The sequence below is a fragment of the Maribacter halichondriae genome, assembly GCF_027474825.1.
In the GTDB taxonomy this organism is placed as follows: Bacteria; Bacteroidota; Bacteroidia; order Flavobacteriales; family Flavobacteriaceae; genus Meishania; species Meishania halichondriae.
Window position 1 is genome coordinate 1,832,742 of the sequence record NZ_CP107030.1, and the last position, 17,612, is coordinate 1,850,353.

At 41.4% G+C, this 17,612-nt stretch carries 13 protein-coding genes; 8 read left to right on the forward strand and 5 right to left on the reverse strand.

Going from position 1 to position 17,612, the window contains the following annotated elements; genetic code table 11:
* Positions 1-14: 14 nt before the first annotated feature.
* Positions 15-2,135 (forward strand): outer membrane protein assembly factor BamB family protein, encoded by a 2,121-nt coding sequence (locus tag N8A86_RS08385; protein WP_273568633.1) that lies wholly within the window; start codon positions 15-17, stop codon positions 2,133-2,135.
* A gap of 18 nt (positions 2,136-2,153) precedes the next feature.
* Here the strand turns inward: N8A86_RS08385 and N8A86_RS08390 are convergent, their stop codons facing one another.
* Positions 2,154-2,708: a DinB family protein gene (locus N8A86_RS08390; RefSeq protein WP_273568634.1), complete on the reverse strand. Its 555-nt coding sequence runs from the start codon at positions 2,706-2,708 to the stop codon at positions 2,154-2,156.
* A gap of 87 nt (positions 2,709-2,795) precedes the next feature.
* Between N8A86_RS08390 and N8A86_RS08395 the strand changes: the two genes are divergently transcribed.
* The 3 genes from N8A86_RS08395 (at position 2,796) to N8A86_RS08405 (ending at position 7,148) form a co-directional block, all read left to right on the forward strand.
* Positions 2,796-3,854: a Gfo/Idh/MocA family protein gene (locus N8A86_RS08395; RefSeq protein WP_273568635.1), complete on the forward strand. Its 1,059-nt coding sequence runs from the start codon at positions 2,796-2,798 to the stop codon at positions 3,852-3,854.
* 5 nt (positions 3,855-3,859) lie between these two features.
* Positions 3,860-5,338 (forward strand): acyl-CoA synthetase, encoded by a 1,479-nt coding sequence (locus tag N8A86_RS08400; RefSeq protein ID WP_273568636.1) that lies wholly within the window; start codon positions 3,860-3,862, stop codon positions 5,336-5,338.
* 280 nt (positions 5,339-5,618) lie between these two features.
* A complete protein-coding gene (locus N8A86_RS08405; RefSeq protein WP_273568637.1) occupies positions 5,619-7,148 on the forward strand; it encodes a sodium:solute symporter family transporter in 1,530 nt (509 codons plus the stop codon).
* 92 nt (positions 7,149-7,240) lie between these two features.
* Here N8A86_RS08405 and N8A86_RS08410 read toward each other — a convergent pair whose 3' ends face one another.
* On the reverse strand, positions 7,241-8,437 hold the full coding sequence (locus N8A86_RS08410; protein ID WP_273568638.1) for a C40 family peptidase: 1,197 nt from the start codon (positions 8,435-8,437) through the stop codon (positions 7,241-7,243).
* 225 nt (positions 8,438-8,662) lie between these two features.
* Here N8A86_RS08410 and dcm point away from each other — a divergent pair, with 225 nt between their 5' ends.
* The 3 genes from dcm to N8A86_RS08425 all read left to right on the forward strand — a co-directional run bounded on the left by dcm (position 8,663) and on the right by N8A86_RS08425 (position 12,860).
* A complete protein-coding gene (dcm, locus tag N8A86_RS21525) occupies positions 8,663-10,504 on the forward strand; it encodes a DNA (cytosine-5-)-methyltransferase (RefSeq protein WP_337251776.1) in 1,842 nt (613 codons plus the stop codon).
* A 225-nt stretch (positions 10,505-10,729) separates the two neighbouring features.
* Positions 10,730-12,403 (forward strand): glycoside hydrolase family 5 protein, encoded by a 1,674-nt coding sequence (locus tag N8A86_RS08420; RefSeq protein WP_273568639.1) that lies wholly within the window; start codon positions 10,730-10,732, stop codon positions 12,401-12,403.
* 76 nt (positions 12,404-12,479) lie between these two features.
* Positions 12,480-12,860 carry a hypothetical protein gene (locus tag N8A86_RS08425; protein WP_273568640.1) on the forward strand — a complete coding sequence of 127 codons (381 nt, stop codon included), beginning with the start codon at positions 12,480-12,482 and terminating at the stop codon, positions 12,858-12,860.
* 49 nt (positions 12,861-12,909) lie between these two features.
* On the opposite strand, the gene N8A86_RS08430 is transcribed toward N8A86_RS08425, so the two are convergent.
* From N8A86_RS08430 to N8A86_RS08440, 3 genes are all read right to left on the reverse strand, one after another.
* Entirely contained in the window at positions 12,910-13,353 is a 444-nt protein-coding gene (locus N8A86_RS08430) for a GNAT family N-acetyltransferase (RefSeq protein WP_273568641.1), read from the reverse strand.
* Complete coding sequence (locus N8A86_RS08435) at positions 13,353-14,279, reverse strand: cation diffusion facilitator family transporter (protein WP_273568642.1); 927 nt, start codon at positions 14,277-14,279, stop codon at positions 13,353-13,355. Before N8A86_RS08435 ends, N8A86_RS08430 begins: the two co-directional genes overlap by 1 nt.
* Positions 14,280-14,371: 92 nt before the next feature.
* The gene (locus N8A86_RS08440) at positions 14,372-14,803 is read right to left on the reverse strand and encodes an RpiB/LacA/LacB family sugar-phosphate isomerase (RefSeq protein WP_273568643.1); all 432 of its coding nucleotides are present in this window, start codon (positions 14,801-14,803) and stop codon (positions 14,372-14,374) included.
* A 605-nt stretch (positions 14,804-15,408) separates the two neighbouring features.
* Between N8A86_RS08440 and rnr the strand changes: the two genes are divergently transcribed.
* Entirely contained in the window at positions 15,409-17,598 is a 2,190-nt protein-coding gene (gene rnr / locus N8A86_RS08445; RefSeq protein WP_273568644.1) for a ribonuclease R, read from the forward strand.
* Positions 17,599-17,612 lie beyond the last annotated feature (14 nt).

Below are 17,612 nucleotides of genomic sequence, written 5' to 3' on the forward strand. Positions count from 1 at the left end.
CATCTCTTCTAACTATGGTTTCTTGCAAGTACACTTATGTATTACTGATTTTATCTTTGGCCATTTTAGGCTGTAGCCCTTCCGAAGAAAAAAACTCCAAAAAAGAATATGTTACATGGTCGACCTATTTGGGTGATCCGGGTCGAAGCCACTACTCTACCCTATCACAAATTACTCATGAAAATGTCAAAGACCTAAAAGTTGCTTGGTCTTATGAAGCGGCCGATTGGGGACAAATGCAAATGAATCCCTTAGTTGTCGATAGTATTTTGTACGGAGTGACCGCCGCGCTTCGGGTAGTCGCGCTGAACGCCGAAACCGGAAAAGAAATCTGGCAATTCGGAGATTCCGTCAAAGTGTGGCACTCAACTTCCCGAGGCCTGTCTTTTTGGAAAAAGGAAAAGGACAAACGTATTTTAGTAACACGCGGCCCCTATCTTTTTGCTTTGGATGCCCTTACGGGAAAACCGATTACGACCTTTGGCAATAATGGAAAAATTGACATGCGTTCCGGAATGCCCGAATCCGCCAAGGAAAAATTCGTGATTTCCAACACCCCCGGAACAATATACAAAGACATCATTGTGATGCCACTCCGTCTCTCGGAAGGAGCCGGGGCGGCACCGGGAGATATTATGGCATTCAATGTCATCACAGGAAAAGTGGAATGGGTATTTCATACGATACCGCATCCCGTAGAAGAAGGCTATGATACTTGGGAAAATAAAGAAGCATATAAAGACGACCTCGTTGGCGCCGCAAATAATTGGGCCGGAATGGCGGTTGACGAAGAAGCAGGTATCATCTATATTCCGACTGGTTCCGCTGCACCGGATTTTTATGGGGGAAACCGTCTAGGAAGCAATCTCTTTTCGAATTGTCTATTGGCACTTGATGCAAATACGGGAAAACGAATTTGGCATTTTCAACTGACCCATCATGACCTTTGGGACCGCGATCCTCCAGCCCCATCTAATCTTTTGATGGTCGAGCGCGAAGGGAAAAAGATTCCCGCAGTGGCCCAAGTGACCAAGCAAGGCTATGTTTATGTTTTTGATAGAATGACAGGCGAACCACTTTTTGATATTGAAGAAGTGCTCGTACCTTCTTCTTCCTTAGATGGAGAAAAGGCCTGGCCCACACAACCCATTCCTGTCAAACCGAAACCCTTTGCCCGACAATCGCAAGATTTGACGGAAGCGGATATTAGTCCGTTTGCAGAAAACCAAGACGAGCTATTGGCGTTTTTCAAATCTGCTGACAAAAGGCAATACGCACCGCCCAACTTGACTCCTAATTTTTTGTTCCCAGGCTACGACGGAGCTGCTGAATGGGGCGGAGCGGCCGCAGATCCCGAAGATGGAATTCTATATGTCAACGCCAACGAAATGGCCTGGAACCTTCAAGTAGTGCCGGAGGATGAAACCTCTGAAAGCACGCCTATTGGCGAAGCCAGTTATCAAAAATATTGCGCAAGTTGCCATCAAGCCGATAGAAAAGGGTTGGCGGCAAGCGGATTTCCATCCTTGATTGATTTAAAATTACGTATGGAAAGTTCGGAAGCGGCAAGTATCATCACTCAGGGCAAAGGCATGATGACGGGTTTTCCACAATTAAAAAAGGAAGAAAAAGAGGCACTTCTAAAATTCTTATGGGGACAGGAAATACAACACAACGTTGTTGAAAAAGGCATAAAAAAAGAGGAAGACAATAAGGGCTACAAACATACGGGATACAACAAATTCCTAGATAATAAAGGACTTCCGGGTATTTCTCCACCGTGGGGCACCATGCATGCCATCGATTTAAATACCGGAGAGTATATTTGGTCGATTCCTTTTGGGGATACACCTGAATTAGGAGGAAAAGGTAAAGGCACGGGCACCGAAAATTATGGTGGCCCCGTAGTGACTGAAAACGGACTCCTATTCATCGGTGCGACCCGCGACGGTTATTTTAGGGTTTTCGACAAACATACAGGAGAAAAACTATGGGAATATAAACTCCCGGCTGCTGCATTTGCAACGCCTGCCATGTATGAGGTCAATGGTAAACAATACATCGCTATTGCCTGTGGTGGCGAAAAATTGGGTACCGAAAAAGGGAATCAGATTATCGCCTTTTCTTTACCGTAAGAACAAACGACTATAAAATTACTTGCTTGGACCTCTTGAAGCCAACATTGCGATTTGGCCCATGTGATTGGCTTGATGCTCCATTACATGAAACCAGGCCCAGTGATGATTCATGTGCTCGTTCATGGTTGATGCAAACCATTCATCGTCCTTTGTTTTTAAAGTGGCAAGGGTTTTCTCTCGTACCTCATCCCATAAATCTAAATAGTATTTTATAGGTTTTCCTTTAAGCTCTTCCCTGGCTTTATCCCCGAGATTTAATGCCGTATTCCATTTTTCTTCCTCCTCTTTGTTAAACTCGCTGCCTTCAAAAGATAACTTTTGATAGATAGCCTCAGTAGCGGCCAAGTGCATAATCATGGCTCCGACCCGATTCGCCTTATCATCTAGGAGAAAGTCAGTTTGTTCTTGATTTGCATTTTGAACCCTTTTGGTAACACGGTTTTTTAAGTCGTCAAGCATGTTGACCATAATGCCAATATTAGGGGTATATCCTTCCCTTGAGTTGATTGTGTTTTGCGCGAAAGTCAGCATACTGGTAAACAGAACGGAAAGAATTACAAGCTTTTTCATATTCGTGTTTTACAAAATTGTTTGTCTAAAAATAGTCATTTCGCCCTTAGATTTATAATTTTAATGCTCTCTTGTCAAAAACATCAAATGAAAACTAAAATCTTAGTCGTCGGCTGCGGAAATATGGGTACATCGCACGCCCGTGCATATCACCAATTGGAAGGTTTTGAAATCGTAGGTCTTGTAAGTCGAAAGGCCGAAGGCCGAGAAAGACTATCGCAAGAACTGGGTGGCTACCCCACTTTTGGTAATTATGAAACCGCTTTGACCGAAACGAAGCCTGATACCGTTTCCATTAATACTTACCCCGATACACATGCCGATTATATTCGAAAAGCTTTGAACGCCAATGCCCATGTTTTTGTGGAAAAACCATTGGCCCTGACCGTTGAAGATGCCCAAAGTCTAGTTGATTTGGCCAAAGCAAAAAACAAAAAAATGGTAGTGGGCTATATTCTTCGGGTACATCCGGCATGGGCCAAATTTGTCGAAGTGGCACGCACACTTGGTAAACCCTTGGTCATGCGAATGAACCTCAACCAACAGAGTTCTGGCGATAATTGGTATACCCACAAACAGTTGATGAATTCCATGTCGCCCATTGTGGACTGTGGCGTACATTACGTTGATGTAATGTGCTTGATGACCCAATCGATGCCTGTCAGTGTAAGTGCCATAGGGGCACGACTTTCCGATGAAATAGATTCGAAAATGTACAATTACGGACAGTTGCAAGTCCGTTTCAAGGATGGTTCCGTTGGATGGTACGAGGCTGGCTGGGGTCCTATGATGAGTGAAACCGCATTTTTTGTAAAGGATGTTATAGGGCCAAAAGGTTGTGTTTCGATCGTTGATGAGGCAAAAGGAGATTCCGATAGTGTGGACGATCATTCCAAAACCGGCGCCTTGAAATTACACCACAGCGCCACCGATGAAAATGGAAATTTCATGAAATCTGATGAAATTATCGACACCTCCGACGAACCCGATCACGACGGACTCTGCCTTTTGGAGCAGGAGTATTTTCTAAAAGCCATTTTAGAAGATTTGGACTTGAGCGACCATTTACGAGATGCCGTCAATAGTTTGAGAATCGTTCTGGCCGCGGATGAATCTTTCAGAACTGGTAAAACGGTTGAATTGTAGCATCCATGATTCAACTCTTAGAAAGATCCAAAAATTTCAAAGACCGAACGGCATTAGTTTCCAACGGAAAATCATATTCCTACGATCTACTTTCAGAGGCTTCCCAAAATGTTGCGGCTAATCTTCTGAACGGAAAAGCGGACCTCAACGAAGATCGGATTACTTTTTTGGTGCCACAGTCTTTTGAATATACTGCGGTGCAATGGGGAATTTGGGCTGCGGGCGGAATTGCAGTTCCTTTATGTGTTTTGCATCCGTTGCCCTCTATTCAATATGTTTTGGAAGATACGCAGGCTGAAATAGTTATTGCGCATTCCGATTATTTTGAATTCTTAAATCCTTTGGAGGTAGCAATTGATATTTCTGTAATTCCTTTGGAATCCATTCTCCAAGAAAATACTTCTGTATTGCCGGAAGTCGATTCCACCAGGCGGGCCATGATCTTATATACCAGCGGAACGACAAGCAGGCCCAAAGGGGTAGTTACGACACATGACAATATCGAAGCTCAAGTAACAACACTCGTAAATGCCTGGGAATGGGAAAAAGACGATCATATTCTCAATATTCTACCCTTGCATCATGTGCACGGTATCATCAATGTGATGAGCTGCGCACTTTGGTGCGGTGCTTGCTGCGAATTCTTGCCCAAGTTCGAGGCCGAGAAAGTTTGGGAAATCATCAGGTCGGGTAGGCTCACTCTATTTATGGCGGTACCGACCATTTATTATAAACTGATTTCTTATTGGGAGAACGCTAATTCCGAAAAACAAAAAAAATTATCTGGTGCTGCCTCGAAATTGAGATTAATGGTTTCAGGCTCCGCAGCCTTGCCGGTTCCCGTACTTGAAAAATGGAAAGAAATCACTGGTCAAACCTTGTTAGAACGATATGGCATGACCGAAATCGGCATGGGACTTTCAAACTCCTATCGAGGAGAACGAAGACCCGGCCATGTAGGATTGCCGTTACCGGGGGTCGAAATGCGGTTGGTAGATTCTGAAAACAATCCCGTCAAAGAAAACGAACCCGGGGAATTCCAAATCAAAGGACCAAGTGTTTTTAAGGAGTACTGGCAAAAACCGGAGGCCACCCAAAAGGCATTTACCCATAATGGGTGGTTTATTACTGGGGATATCGGAATGTTAAATAATGGTCTTTACAAAATTTTAGGCCGCGATAGTGTTGACATCATTAAATCCGGCGGCTATAAAATCTCCGCTTTGGAAATCGAAGATGTGCTCAGAAAACATGAACTTGTAGATGACTGTGCAGTGGTCGGGCTACCCGATGAGGAATGGGGCGAAGTGGTTTCGGCCTGTGTTGTTTCCTCTCAAACTGTAATTGACACGGATTCCATTTCCGATTGGTTGAAAGAACAACTGCCAGTATACAAGGTTCCGAGAAATTATATCGTGCGAAAAGAACTGCCCCGAAATGTTTTAGGGAAAGTGACGAAGAATGAGTTGAAGAAAATGTTTTGAATCCTTTTGGCACCTCCCCTCAGCTAAGGGGAGGTGGATTCCCGCCTCAGCGGGAAGACGGAAGGGTTTGAAATAAAAAAAGTACACGCCCCCTTAACCTGCCTGCAGACAGGTCCCCTCTTTTTATAGGGGAAACTGATACGAAAACACTATTTTGAGCTATGGATTTCCTAACCCTCATCCCCTACATCGGTATCATCGTTTTGGTGGTCATCAATGCGTTATTGGTCGTCAAACGTGATATCACAGTCGATGGCAACGGCCATAATCCCGAACATTGATGGAATATTTCGGCGAACATTATGTTACACTTATTCTTACCACCATTTATGTGGGAGGATGTCTTTATATCGGATGGTATTTTAAAAAGAAGGCTTCCGAAGGAGTCGAAGGGTATTATGTGGCAAAAAGGGAAATCCCCGGATGGGTTATTTCTTTGGCATTTTTCTCTACCTCAGCCAGCACCAACACCTATATCGGTCAAGCCGGAAAATCATTTCAATACGGACTCTCTTGGGCATGGATGGGTTTGATTTGGACCATTTTCTGCATTATTTCATGGCAGCTCTTAGGTCCGAAAATGCGCTTTCAAACAGCTCGCTTGAAGTCATTTACCATTCCCGATTATTTTCACTTGAGATACAAGAGCAATCTAGCGAAAAGTATACGGGTGCTTTCTGCTGTGATTATTTTGTTTGCTACCCTTTGGTATATGATCGGTATTGCGAAAGGGTGCGCCCATGTATTGACCTCGGTTTTGGATATTCCTTATGAATACGGGGCCTTTGCCATTATCGCGATTACTTGTGCCTATACCATTTGGGGCGGTATGTACAGTGTGCTTTGGACAGATGCTGTTCAAGGCATTATCATGTTCTTTGTTGCGATTTTGATGCTGGCTATTCCGTTTATGTTTGTTGGTGGTGCCGATAACCTCATGGAGGCTATCAGTAATACCGACCACTTAGCGAAATCTGGAGAACCTATTAAATCTGGCTTGGTCACTTTCGGAGAGCTGGTCTCATTTCTATATATATTGGGAATAGGACTTTCCATTGGGATGAAACAAATATCGGAACCGAAAAACCTTATCCGGTTTTATTCCATTGACAATGCAAAAAGTATGCGCTTCGCCATGATTTGGACACCTGTCTTTCTAGGAATTTCACTCGTTTGCGTGATGGGTCTGGGCGCTTTGGTTCATGGAATGGCCACTCCTGAAGAGGCAAATTATCTTATCAACAATACTGATGAGGTTATCGGTTTTATGCTCGATAAATTTGACAACAAATTCGTTAGCGGAATTTGTATTGCCGGACTTTTCGCAGCGGGAATGTCATCTTTGGCATCGGTCATCATTATCATCGGGACCGCTTTTGTCAAGGATATTTGGCATGTTGCCAAGCCAATGCCAGAAAAGAAAATCATTCCGAGAACAAAATGGTTTATGGCTATTTACTGCGTCATCGTGTATGTGATGACACTTTACCCTATGGCCGGTATTGTGGAACTGACCGCTTTTGCCGGGGCAGTTTTTGCGGCTAGTTTCTTTCCTGCGATTTTTGGGGGGCTGTATCTGAAATGGGGAACGGATTTAGGAGCCATGGCCTCCATGGTCGTAGGAATGTTGGTCAATATCATTTGGCGTTTTGCCTTCCGCTTCGAATATGAGGCCTTGAAAGATATTCACGAGATTATTCCCGCCTTTTTGATTTCGATGTTGACCTATGTCGCGGTTAGTTTGGCAAATAGAAATCGTGCTCCGAACGAAGAGCATTTGGATGTCGTTTTTGGGAGGAATAAAAGATGATTTTTGTCATTCCGACGCAGGAGGAACCTCTTACTCGTAAGCACCTTATAATAGTTGCGTTGGATTCCTAGTTCCTCGGAATGACATAACGGTCAATCCTTAAAAAAACGCGTCTGCGTCAAATCAATCAGCCCTTTACCTTTTTGTTTAAAAACACGTTTGGTTCGCAAGTAGCGGTTCAAATTATACTCGTCATAGTTTTTAGAACCCTTGTTCATACTACTAACGCTTACTTTTCCTGAGGAATGAATAAATTCGTTATTGCCAATCCACATACCTACATGGACCACTTTTTCGGCAGTGGAATCCGTTGCTTTTCTTCCGAAGAACAATAAATCACCTTTTTGAAGATTTTCAAAATTCCGTGTCGAATCAATTGGTTTGCCCGTATGTACTTGTTGGGAAGCATCGCGGGGAATAACCATTCCATTTAGAAAATAGACAGTTTTGGTAAAGCCACTGCAATCCACTCCTTTCGCCGAGGTTCCGCCCCATAAATATGGAACCCCCATAAGCCGTTGCGCAGTGGAAACCAATGTTTCGTTGGATGCGTTCAGGTTTTGTAACCATTCGTTATATGGCATTGCTTCATTTCTCCGAACATAGGCATTCCGCCCATCAGGAAATCTCACGATAAAATTTTCAGCTTCTGATTTAACGATGGTCAATAGATTACCTGCCGTTAAATCAGAAACAATCGAGGCATCGTCATATGGGCCAAGATAGGCATGACCGTAGGTTTGGGTGTAAATCATTTTTTCATCACTGTTCCAATTTTCAGCTTTTTGGCTATCGGCCAATTCGATTCCCCCATCGTCTACCCAAGCCAAATAGTCGTCAGGCGTTTGAACATAGTACCAGTTATCCTCTTTTTTATAAACATTTACAATTGTACCCAAAGTCGCCTGGGTCGCCAATTCAGAGGAATGACCAGGATTGCTTCTTAAATTCGCTACGGAAATATTAATGATCGCCTTAGTGTTTTTACCAAGATAATCAGCCGGCAATACCTGAACACTATCAATAAAAGGTATGCTGTCAACGGCCAAGCTTCGCTTCAGGGCGCTAAGTGCATCTGGTAAATTTGTTTCGCCCTTTAAAATATACTTTTCAGTATTTTTTGTGGCGGCCACATCGAATAGCGCCACTCGCTTATCTGGGGCGAACTCATTTTTGATTTCGGCCAGCTTTATCTCAATAGGGTCTTTGGCCTTGTTCGGGTCGTCTTTGCAACTTGTTATAATCAAAAGGCCCAGCGCGATTGTGCAAATGCCAGATAATGATTTCATTTGTTCGAAATTTTTTGTAAAAGTAGTCATATTCGCTTATCAACACCTTCATCATCCCGACGAAAAGGGCGGGATGCCACGAGGCTGCCTAAAAAAGTCTGTTCTCCTGTCTTTTCGAGCGGAGTCGGGGTACTCTCGATGTGACAGAGAGATAACTCTCGTGCTTTTTAGTCAGCTTCAAGAAATTGCGCTTTTATTTTACCTTTTTGATTAAATTCGTCATCGATGAAAAAACTTAAGGTCTTAGAACTTTTTGCGGGTGTTGGTGGTTTTCGTCTTGGTCTTGAAAATACGGGAGATTATGAAATCGTTTGGAGCAATCAATGGGAGCCTTCGACCAAAACGCAACATGCTTCAATGGTCTATGAAGCCCGTTTTGGGAGTGCTAACCATACTAATGAAGATATTTCAGAGGTTCCAACTTCCGATATTCCCGATGCGGATGTATTAGTGGGCGGATTTCCATGTCAGGATTATTCTGTGGCGACTACACTTCAAAATTCGAAAGGCCTCATCGGCAAAAAAGGGGTGTTGTGGTGGAGCATCCATCGCATACTTTCTGAAAAGGCAATTCCCCCAAAATATCTTTTTTTAGAGAATGTAGATCGATTGTTAAAATCTCCATCGAACCAACGCGGACGTGATTTTGCCATCATGCTCAAAAGTTTGGATAATCTAGGGTATGCGGTGGAGTGGCGCGTTATCAATGCCGCCGATTATGGTATGCCGCAGCGGCGCAGGCGCATTTTCTTTTTAGGATATCATAAATCGACTTCCATTTATAAAGATTTACAGCAAACAATTCCGACCGAATGGATGAGCAAAAAAGGAATTATCGCCGAGGCATTTTCGGTTAAAAAGGATACAAAAGATGCAAAAACCGTCGAAATTGAAGGAAATTTGGTGGAAATCTCTGAAAAATTCAACAAAAATGGCAGATTATCGCCTTTTGAAAATACAGGCATTTTTATCAATGGAACCGCTTATACGGTCAAAACTGGTCCTGATTTTGATGGAAAGCGAACGGTTTTGGCCGATGTACTGCAAAATGGCGAAATGACCGATGATTTTTTTATCGATTCGAAAGATTATCCGAAATGGGAATACCTCAAAGGTGCAAAAAAGGAACTCCGTACCGCAAAAAACGGATTTACCTATAACTACAGCGAAGGCGGTATGATTTTTCCTGATGCGCTAGACAATGCCTCGCGCACCATCATTACGGGCGAAGGCGGTAAAAGTCCGTCGCGTTTCAAACACGTAGTACAAACTTCGAAGGGATTGCGCAGATTGACCCCTGTTGAATTGGAGCGATTGAATATGTTCCCTGACAACCATACTGCACTTGATGGAATTTCAGATGCCAAACGTGCCTTTTTTATGGGGAATGCATTGGTAGTAGGCGTTGTAGATCAAATAGGAAATGCATTGGCAAAAAAATACACTCCTAAAGTGTCTCTACAAAGCTTCTTTCAATCAGATCTTGAAAAAGAACAAAAACTTGCAGCTTTTTTGGACAAATACTATAAAAAGCATTTAGTGTACTATGAGTTTGAGCGCATTTCGGACAAAAATCTTCAAATGCAGGGTATTGACCTTGTTTTTACCCATACTCGTTCTGGGGGAAAGTTCTTTGTTGATGAAAAAGCACAGCTTGATTATATCAACGAAGAACTGCCCACGTTCGCTTTTGAGTTGTGCTACCTAAAAAATGGACGGCAAAAAAAGGGCTGGTTCTTCGATACGGATAAAAAAACCCATTTCTATGCGCTGGTCACTTCCATTTTTTCCGATCAGCCCGATACTTTTACTTCCTGCAAGATTACGTTCGTCAATCGGGAAAAGTTGATCACCTTTCTGGCTTCTAAAAATATAACTGAAAAAGTGCTCGGTTCAAAAATTCTGGAACATCCCCAAAAGAAAAACAAATTGGAAATAGCAGAGTTGCATCCTCGAAAAGAAGGTTATCTATATTTTTCCTCTCAAAATAAAGCCGAAAAACCGGTTAACCTCATTCTTAAACTTGATTTCTTGATTAAAAACGGTTTGGCCAAACGTTTTGTATAGATCGATTGACAAACTATTTGGTCGGTATTCTCTCAACTACTTGATTTGTTTCGGAAAATTGAGTACTTCAACGACTTGGGTTGTTTTTTGTCTACACTATTCTATACCAAATTGATCCTTAAATTTTGTCAACCGACCAAGTGGTTTGTTGTCTTTTAGGGAATGCCAAAATTTTTAAAACCTATTCATCCTTGATTTACGTATATTTAAGAAAAAAATCTTGTGATGAAAAAGTACCTGTTCTTACTATTTTCTTTCGTAATGATACTATCATGCGGAAGCGACGACAATCAGGTTCCTCCCAATACTCCGAACCCAGAATCCCAAGAGCCCAAAACCCCTGTGCCGGCCATCGAAGAAAACAGTGAAAACCTTCTTTTACAACTTGACGGTGCCCAATTGGTCGATGCCAACAAAAACCCGATGTACCTACAAGGGGTCGCCTTTGGTAATTTTGTATGGCAAAATACTACATCACCGCCCGAACATCACACCGAAGAAGATTATAAAAGGGTCAGTGATATGGGCATGAACGCCATTCGTTTTTATATGAACTATTCCTATTTTGAAGATGAAACCAATGCATATGCCTACAAACAAAGCGGTTGGGATTGGCTAGATCAAAATATCGCCTGGGCAGAAAAATATGGAATCTATTTAATATTGAACATGCATGTGCCACAAGGTGGCTATCAATCGCAGGGCGAAGGCGATGCCTTGTGGGACAATGTCGAAAATCAAAACCGTTTGGCCGCACTTTGGAAAGAGATAGCAAGGCGCTACGTGAACCAAGTGCAGATTGCGGGGTTCGGCCTGTTAAACGAGCCTGTCCCCAATACTTCCATAAATCAGTGGAGCCAACTGGCACAAAGACTTATCAACGATATTAGATCAGCAAACAAGAATCATTTAATCTTTGTGGAAAAGGCCATCTATGTCAAAGGAAGGGAGCCCGATGAAAATTTGGATTTTCCCTCGGTTACCGGCACTAACTTGGTCTATGAGTTTCATGGATACGACCCTTATTTCTACACACATCAACTACTGGATTTTGCGCGTTTGGGCGATGGTGGAAGGTATCCTGATGAAAATGTCATCGAAACGGGCAATACGGAATGGTATACGGCTACTTTTGACAACCCTAGTCTTGCTTCGGGCACGACCGACTGGACATTTTTTGAGGGAATTCCTTTTATCGTGAACGACCCTGAGATAAAGTTGGCCCTACCTGCCCTTGTTGCAGATAATGTTGGGGGAAAAGTGTATTTCGACGACATCACTGTCAAGGAGTACGACGAAAACGGCAACTTTGTACGCGATGTTTACGAGGCAAACCTCGATGCCTTGGCAAGTTGGCTTTTTTGGAGCAGAAACGAAAGTGGTGCCAACGGCCTTTCAATTTCCGAGGGCCATAACGACTCGAGCAGTCTTTTTATCGAGAATACTACCGATGATAGCAACATGAGCAATTATGGGCAGCTTTTTGAGGTACGGCAAGGTTATTCGTATCAAATCAGCGGTTGGATGAAAGGAGAAAACGTAGCCAATGGTACCGGCACTAAAATACGGCTTGACTTTTTGACCACCGATTTTCCTGTGTTTAAAAGAAACAAGGATTATATGGCATCTGTGACACAACAAATCGTCGATTGGGCCCAAACTAAAAATACCGTGTTGTATATGGGCGAGTTCGGTGTCGGAAATCCATGCTTTGAAAATGATAAAGGAGGATTACAATGGGTTACAGACATGGTCGACATTCTAAAAGAGAACGATATTCATTTTACCTATCATACCTATCATGAAGATGCCTTTGGTCTGTACTTAGGAAACGGGCAGCCCGACCCCAATAATGTAAACCAGCCTTTGATAGACCTTTTTACGGAGCTGTTGAACTAGCCCATTAATTCCTTAAACTGGTGTTAATCAATCCTGAAAATTAGGATATCTCAGAAATTCTGCTATCTTATCGTTTATGGTAAAAATAGACAAGTCAGAAAACACAGCTTTTTTAGAGAAATCGATTCAACATTTAGAAGCCACAGGGTTTGAAAATATCAGGGCCGATATTGAGGGCTATGATACGCCAAAATCATACATACGAAAAGTCAAGGGGGGCGATACAAAGATAACCCCGGACATCGTAGCCATAAAAAACGGCAAGAAATATTATTTTGAAATTAGCCTGAAATCCGAGAAGCCTAGATTACTGAAGACAAAATGGCTTTTCTTAGACACATTGAGTCGAATGAATTCCGATGCCTTTCGTATAATTACGACAAAGGGCCACTACAAGTTTACCGATACCATGTTGGAGGATATCAACCTAACAAACAAGACCCCAATAAAAATATAAGCCCGAAACCGTTTAAATATTATCAAAGGTGCGTTACGAACGCACCTTTTTAGTTCCTGACCATAGCAATATGCGGAATGCCATCTTCTAAATACGTTTTCCCTATTTCCGTAAAGCCCAGTGAATTATAGAATTTCTTCAAGTACGTCTGAGCCGAAAGATGAATACAGGTTTCTTCGAAATGCGTATTAACCGCTTCAATCGACGCGTTCATAATATCGTAACCATAACCGAAATGTCGTTGGTCTTGCTGTACTACCACCCTACCGATACTGGCTTTGTCAAAATAATCTCCAGGACCAAAAATACGGGTATAGGCAACAATCTGCCCGCCTTTGCTTCCTATGACATGTAGTGCCATAGCATCTTTCCCGTCCAAATCTTGATAGACACAATCCTGTTCCACTATAAAGACCTCGCTCCGTAGTTGCAATATTGCATAAAGCTCATCTATAGAAAGTTCTTTGAATTGTTTGACAATAATTTTCAACATTAGTCCTGAACAATAACGTGCTTACTATCGCACTTGCCGAATTCCGGCTGAATATTTACATGGTTGATTCCATGGTTGTGATAAACTTCTTCTTCGATCTGTTCTAAAATAGTATCGAATTCTGAAAGTTTGATATCCTCATTAAAATCGATATGGGCCTCGAGATGTACCTCATCTTCGTTGAGTTGCCAAATATGAACATGATGAACGTTCTTGATGGGTTTGATTTTTCCTATGGCTTCTACAATCTGCTGAACTTGAATGGTGTTCGGGGTGAAAAGCATCAAAACCCTTGTTGAATCTTTCAACAGATCAAATCCCATGTAAATCAAATACAATGCAATGGCCAAAGTTAATGCGGGGTCTACCCAATACATCTGATAGAACTTCATCAACAGCCCACCAATCAATACTGCAACGGAAGCCATCATATCGGTCAACAAATGGAGGTACGCAGATTTCATGTTCATATTACTGTCAGCATCTTTTTTAAGCAATAGCACACTAAAACCATTTGCGGCTATGCCTAATAACGCTAACCAAATGACCAAATCGGATTCTATTTCTTGAGGGTCAAAAAATCGTTCTATGGCCTCTTTGATCAAAATGATAGCTACTATCATCAATGTGGCCGCATTCACAAATGCCGCAATAATCTCTGCTCGTTTATAGCCAAAAGTTTTGTTGGTCGAGGCCTTTTTCTTGGACAGTAAGTTTGCCATATAACTTACGATAAGCGATAATACATCGCTAAAATTATGCAGCGCATCCGATAGTAGGGAAAGGCTCCCAGAAATCAATCCCCCAATAACTTGGGAAATCGTAATAAGTATATTGAGGAGGATGGAAATAATGAGGTTTCTCCCCTTTAAATCAGGGTGCGAATACCCATGTGAGTGAGAATGATTGTGATGGGAATGAGCCATGTATAAGGTTCAAGATTTAAGGTTTAAAGTCTTTGTTGTAAAGTTAATGAAAACTTGAACTTTAAACTTTGTAGAAAGACAAGCGGGGGTATTTATATACACGGAATTTTTTCAATACGCCGCTCATGCCGACCCCCGGCAAAATCGGTTTTAAGAAAAACCCGAACCATTTCCAAAGCCTGGGGCAACGAAATAAAGCGTGCCGGTAGACTTAAAATATTGGCGTCGTTATGTTCTCTTCCCAATGCTACGATTTCCTTGTTCCAACATAGGGCACAACGTATTTTTTGGTGTTTGTTGGCCGTCATCGATGCGCCATTACCACTACCGCAGATTATAATGCCGTAATCTACCTTTCCTTCCTCTACATCTTTTGCCACGGGGTGTACAAAATCAGGGTAATCTACGCTATCAGTGCCGTCTGTACCATAGTTATTCACTTCGATATGCATAGATTTCAATAGTCCTATAACAGCAAGCTTATACTCCGTACCCGCATGGTCGTTTCCTATAGCTATTTTCATGTCTGAAGATAATGGTTTGTACTACAAATGTACAACAGATAAGCGTACACAACAACATTGGTACAGTTCACTTCATTTTGTGAAAAATTAATAAAAAAGGTTGTTGATTTGTATCGGATTCAAAGGAATATATTGTTCATAAAGTGCCAACAAAAAAAGGTCTAAAGATTTGACTTTTCCATTTTAAAAGTGCTTTACTAAACTTCATCGTCAATCCATAATTTACTTCTCATAAAATAGAAAAAAGATATAAAACCCTTTTTCCAAGAAGTTAACAATGATTTTATTTTTATTTATTCCATTATACCTGTTGATAGAGGTTATCAATAATGGTTGATAAAATTCTTAACCCATTGACCTTTACATCAATCATATCCATTTAAATTGTCAATAAACTTACAAACCAGTTGAAAGCAAGTATTCTTTACTTTTTTTATCGCCACTATTAACAAGCTATCATAACCATCATTTTATTTTAAAAATTAGAAAGAAAAATATAATATATGATTATATGTTCATAAGTGAACAAGACGTGTTATGCATAACCCTGAAAAGACGGGTAATGGATTATAATTCGTAATTTTCCCACCAAATTGAAAGAATTAATGTCGAAGCAGAAGAAGAAAGTAAGAAACCATAGAAAGAACGAAATTACAAGAGGTATTTTTACCGTACTTGAAAAAGAACCCAAAAAAAGTTTTAACTACAAACAAATAGCGGCCAAAATTGGGGTTATAGATGCCCATGACCGAAATTTGTTGATTAAAAGATTGGCACAGTTAAAAGAAGATAAACGAATAGTTGAAGAAGGTCGCGGTAATTACAAAGTGACCCCTTCGACTAAAATATATCATACCGGAACAGTGGATATTACTGGCCGAGGTAATGCCTACATAGTTATTGAAGGCATAGATGACGATGTTTTTGTACCTTTTAATAAGCTAAAGAAAGCGTTCCATAGAGATACGGTAGAAGTCTATATCTTTCCAAGAAGAAACGGAAAAAAGCTTGAGGGAGAAATTACAAAAGTCGTTGAAAGAAACAAGATGACTTTTGTTGGTATTGTTGATATGCAACCGAATTTTGCCTTTATCCGTCCCACGGATTTTAGGATGTATACAGATATTTTTGTAGGAAAAGATAAAATAGGTAGTGCCAAAGACGGTGATAAGGTTTTAGTGGAAATCACGGAATGGCCGGATGATGCAGATTCACCATTTGGAAAAGTTACCGAGGTGTTAGGTAAACCAGGTGAGCATGATACGGAAATCCATTCCATTTTGGCGGAATACGGACTGCCTTATACATTTCCTGTTGAGGTGGAGCGTTTTGCCGAAACCCTTGATACCAGTATTAAACCGGAAGAAATTAATAGACGAAGGGATATGCGCGATGTATTGACCTTTACTATCGATCCAAAAGATGCCAAAGATTTTGATGATGCGCTCTCTTTTAAAGTTTTAGAAAACGGTAATTACGAAATAGGTATTCATATAGCCGATGTTTCCCATTATTTGGAAATCGATACAGTTTTGGATGATGAAGCATATGAACGGGCCACTTCGGTATATTTGGTAGATCGAGTGGTACCCATGTTACCGGAAATATTATCGAACAATGCTTGTTCCTTACGTCCCAATGAAGAAAAATATACGTTTTCGGCCATTTTTGAACTGGATGAAAATGCAGGAATCAAAAACCAATGGTTCGGAAGAACGGTAATCGATTCGAACGAGCGTTTTGCCTATGAGGAAGCGCAATATATCATTGAGAATAAGAACGGCAATATTCCTAAAGATATTTCAATTCGGAAAGATGGGTATTCCGTATCTCAGGAAGTTGTAGAGGCTACCTTGACAATGGATCGGTTGGCCAAAATAATGAGGAGTAGACGCATGGATCAAGGTGCTATTTCCTTCGATAAGGTAGAGGTTCGCTTCAATCTGAATGAAAAAAGCGAACCAGAAGGGGTCTATTTCAAAGAATCAAAAGATGCCAACAAATTGATTGAGGAATTTATGTTATTGGCCAATCGTAAAGTAGCCGAATACATTGGAAAACAAAAACCAACAAAAACATTTGTATATCGAATTCACGATGACCCCGATGAAGACAAATTAATTGCCCTAAACGGGATTATATCCCGTTTTGGACATAAGTTGGTGTTCAAGGATAAAAAATCCATCAGCGCCTCACTAAATAAGCTTCTTGAGGATGTCAAGGGCAGAAAAGAACAGAATTTGGTAGATACATTGGCTATTCGAAGTATGAGCAAGGCTATTTATACGACCGACAATATCGGGCACTATGGTCTGGCATTTGATTATTACACCCATTTTACCTCTCCTATACGTAGATATCCTGACGTTATGGTCCATCGTCTTTTACAACATTATTTAGACGGCGGAAATTCGGCAAAGGCGGAAGTCTACGAGCAAAAATGCAAGCATTCCTCAGATATGGAATATCTGGCCTCAAGTGCCGAACGCGATTCCATCAAGTATATGCAGATAAAATTCATGCAGGATAATCAGGACCAAGAGTTTGTAGGGGTTATTTCCGGGGTTACAGAATGGGGCATGTATGTCGAGATTATCGAGAACAAATGTGAGGGCATGGTTCGTATTCGGGATATCAAAGGCGATTATTATATCTTTGATGAAAAGAATTATGCCATAGTGGGCGAACGCACCAAAAAAACCTATACTCTTGGGGATGAGGTGGTGGTTATGGTAAAAAATACCGATTTAATAAAGCGCCACCTTGATTTCGCCTTGATAGGAAAGAATGAATAGTACAATTTTTTGGA

Excerpts from the sequence above, each read along its gene's own strand:
- N8A86_RS08440 (WP_273568643.1), bottom strand. The coding sequence starts at position 14,803 with ATGAAAATAGCTATAGGAAACGACCATGCGGGTACGGAGTATAAGCTT.
- rnr (WP_273568644.1), top strand. The coding sequence starts at position 15,409 with ATGTCGAAGCAGAAGAAGAAAGTAAGAAACCATAGAAAGAACGAAATT.
- N8A86_RS08410 (WP_273568638.1), bottom strand. The coding sequence starts at position 8,437 with ATGAAATCATTATCTGGCATTTGCACAATCGCGCTGGGCCTTTTGATT.
- N8A86_RS08420 (WP_273568639.1), top strand. The coding sequence starts at position 10,730 with ATGAAAAAGTACCTGTTCTTACTATTTTCTTTCGTAATGATACTATCA.
- N8A86_RS08435 (WP_273568642.1), bottom strand. The coding sequence starts at position 14,279 with ATGGCTCATTCCCATCACAATCATTCTCACTCACATGGGTATTCGCAC.
- N8A86_RS08400 (WP_273568636.1), top strand. The coding sequence starts at position 3,860 with ATGATTCAACTCTTAGAAAGATCCAAAAATTTCAAAGACCGAACGGCA.
- N8A86_RS08390 (WP_273568634.1), bottom strand. The coding sequence starts at position 2,708 with ATGAAAAAGCTTGTAATTCTTTCCGTTCTGTTTACCAGTATGCTGACT.
- N8A86_RS08430 (WP_273568641.1), bottom strand. The coding sequence starts at position 13,353 with ATGTTGAAAATTATTGTCAAACAATTCAAAGAACTTTCTATAGATGAG.
- dcm (WP_337251776.1), top strand. The coding sequence starts at position 8,663 with ATGAAAAAACTTAAGGTCTTAGAACTTTTTGCGGGTGTTGGTGGTTTT.
- N8A86_RS08385 (WP_273568633.1), top strand. The coding sequence starts at position 15 with ATGGTTTCTTGCAAGTACACTTATGTATTACTGATTTTATCTTTGGCC.
- N8A86_RS08395 (WP_273568635.1), top strand. The coding sequence starts at position 2,796 with ATGAAAACTAAAATCTTAGTCGTCGGCTGCGGAAATATGGGTACATCG.
- N8A86_RS08405 (WP_273568637.1), top strand. The coding sequence starts at position 5,619 with ATGGAATATTTCGGCGAACATTATGTTACACTTATTCTTACCACCATT.
- N8A86_RS08425 (WP_273568640.1), top strand. The coding sequence starts at position 12,480 with ATGGTAAAAATAGACAAGTCAGAAAACACAGCTTTTTTAGAGAAATCG.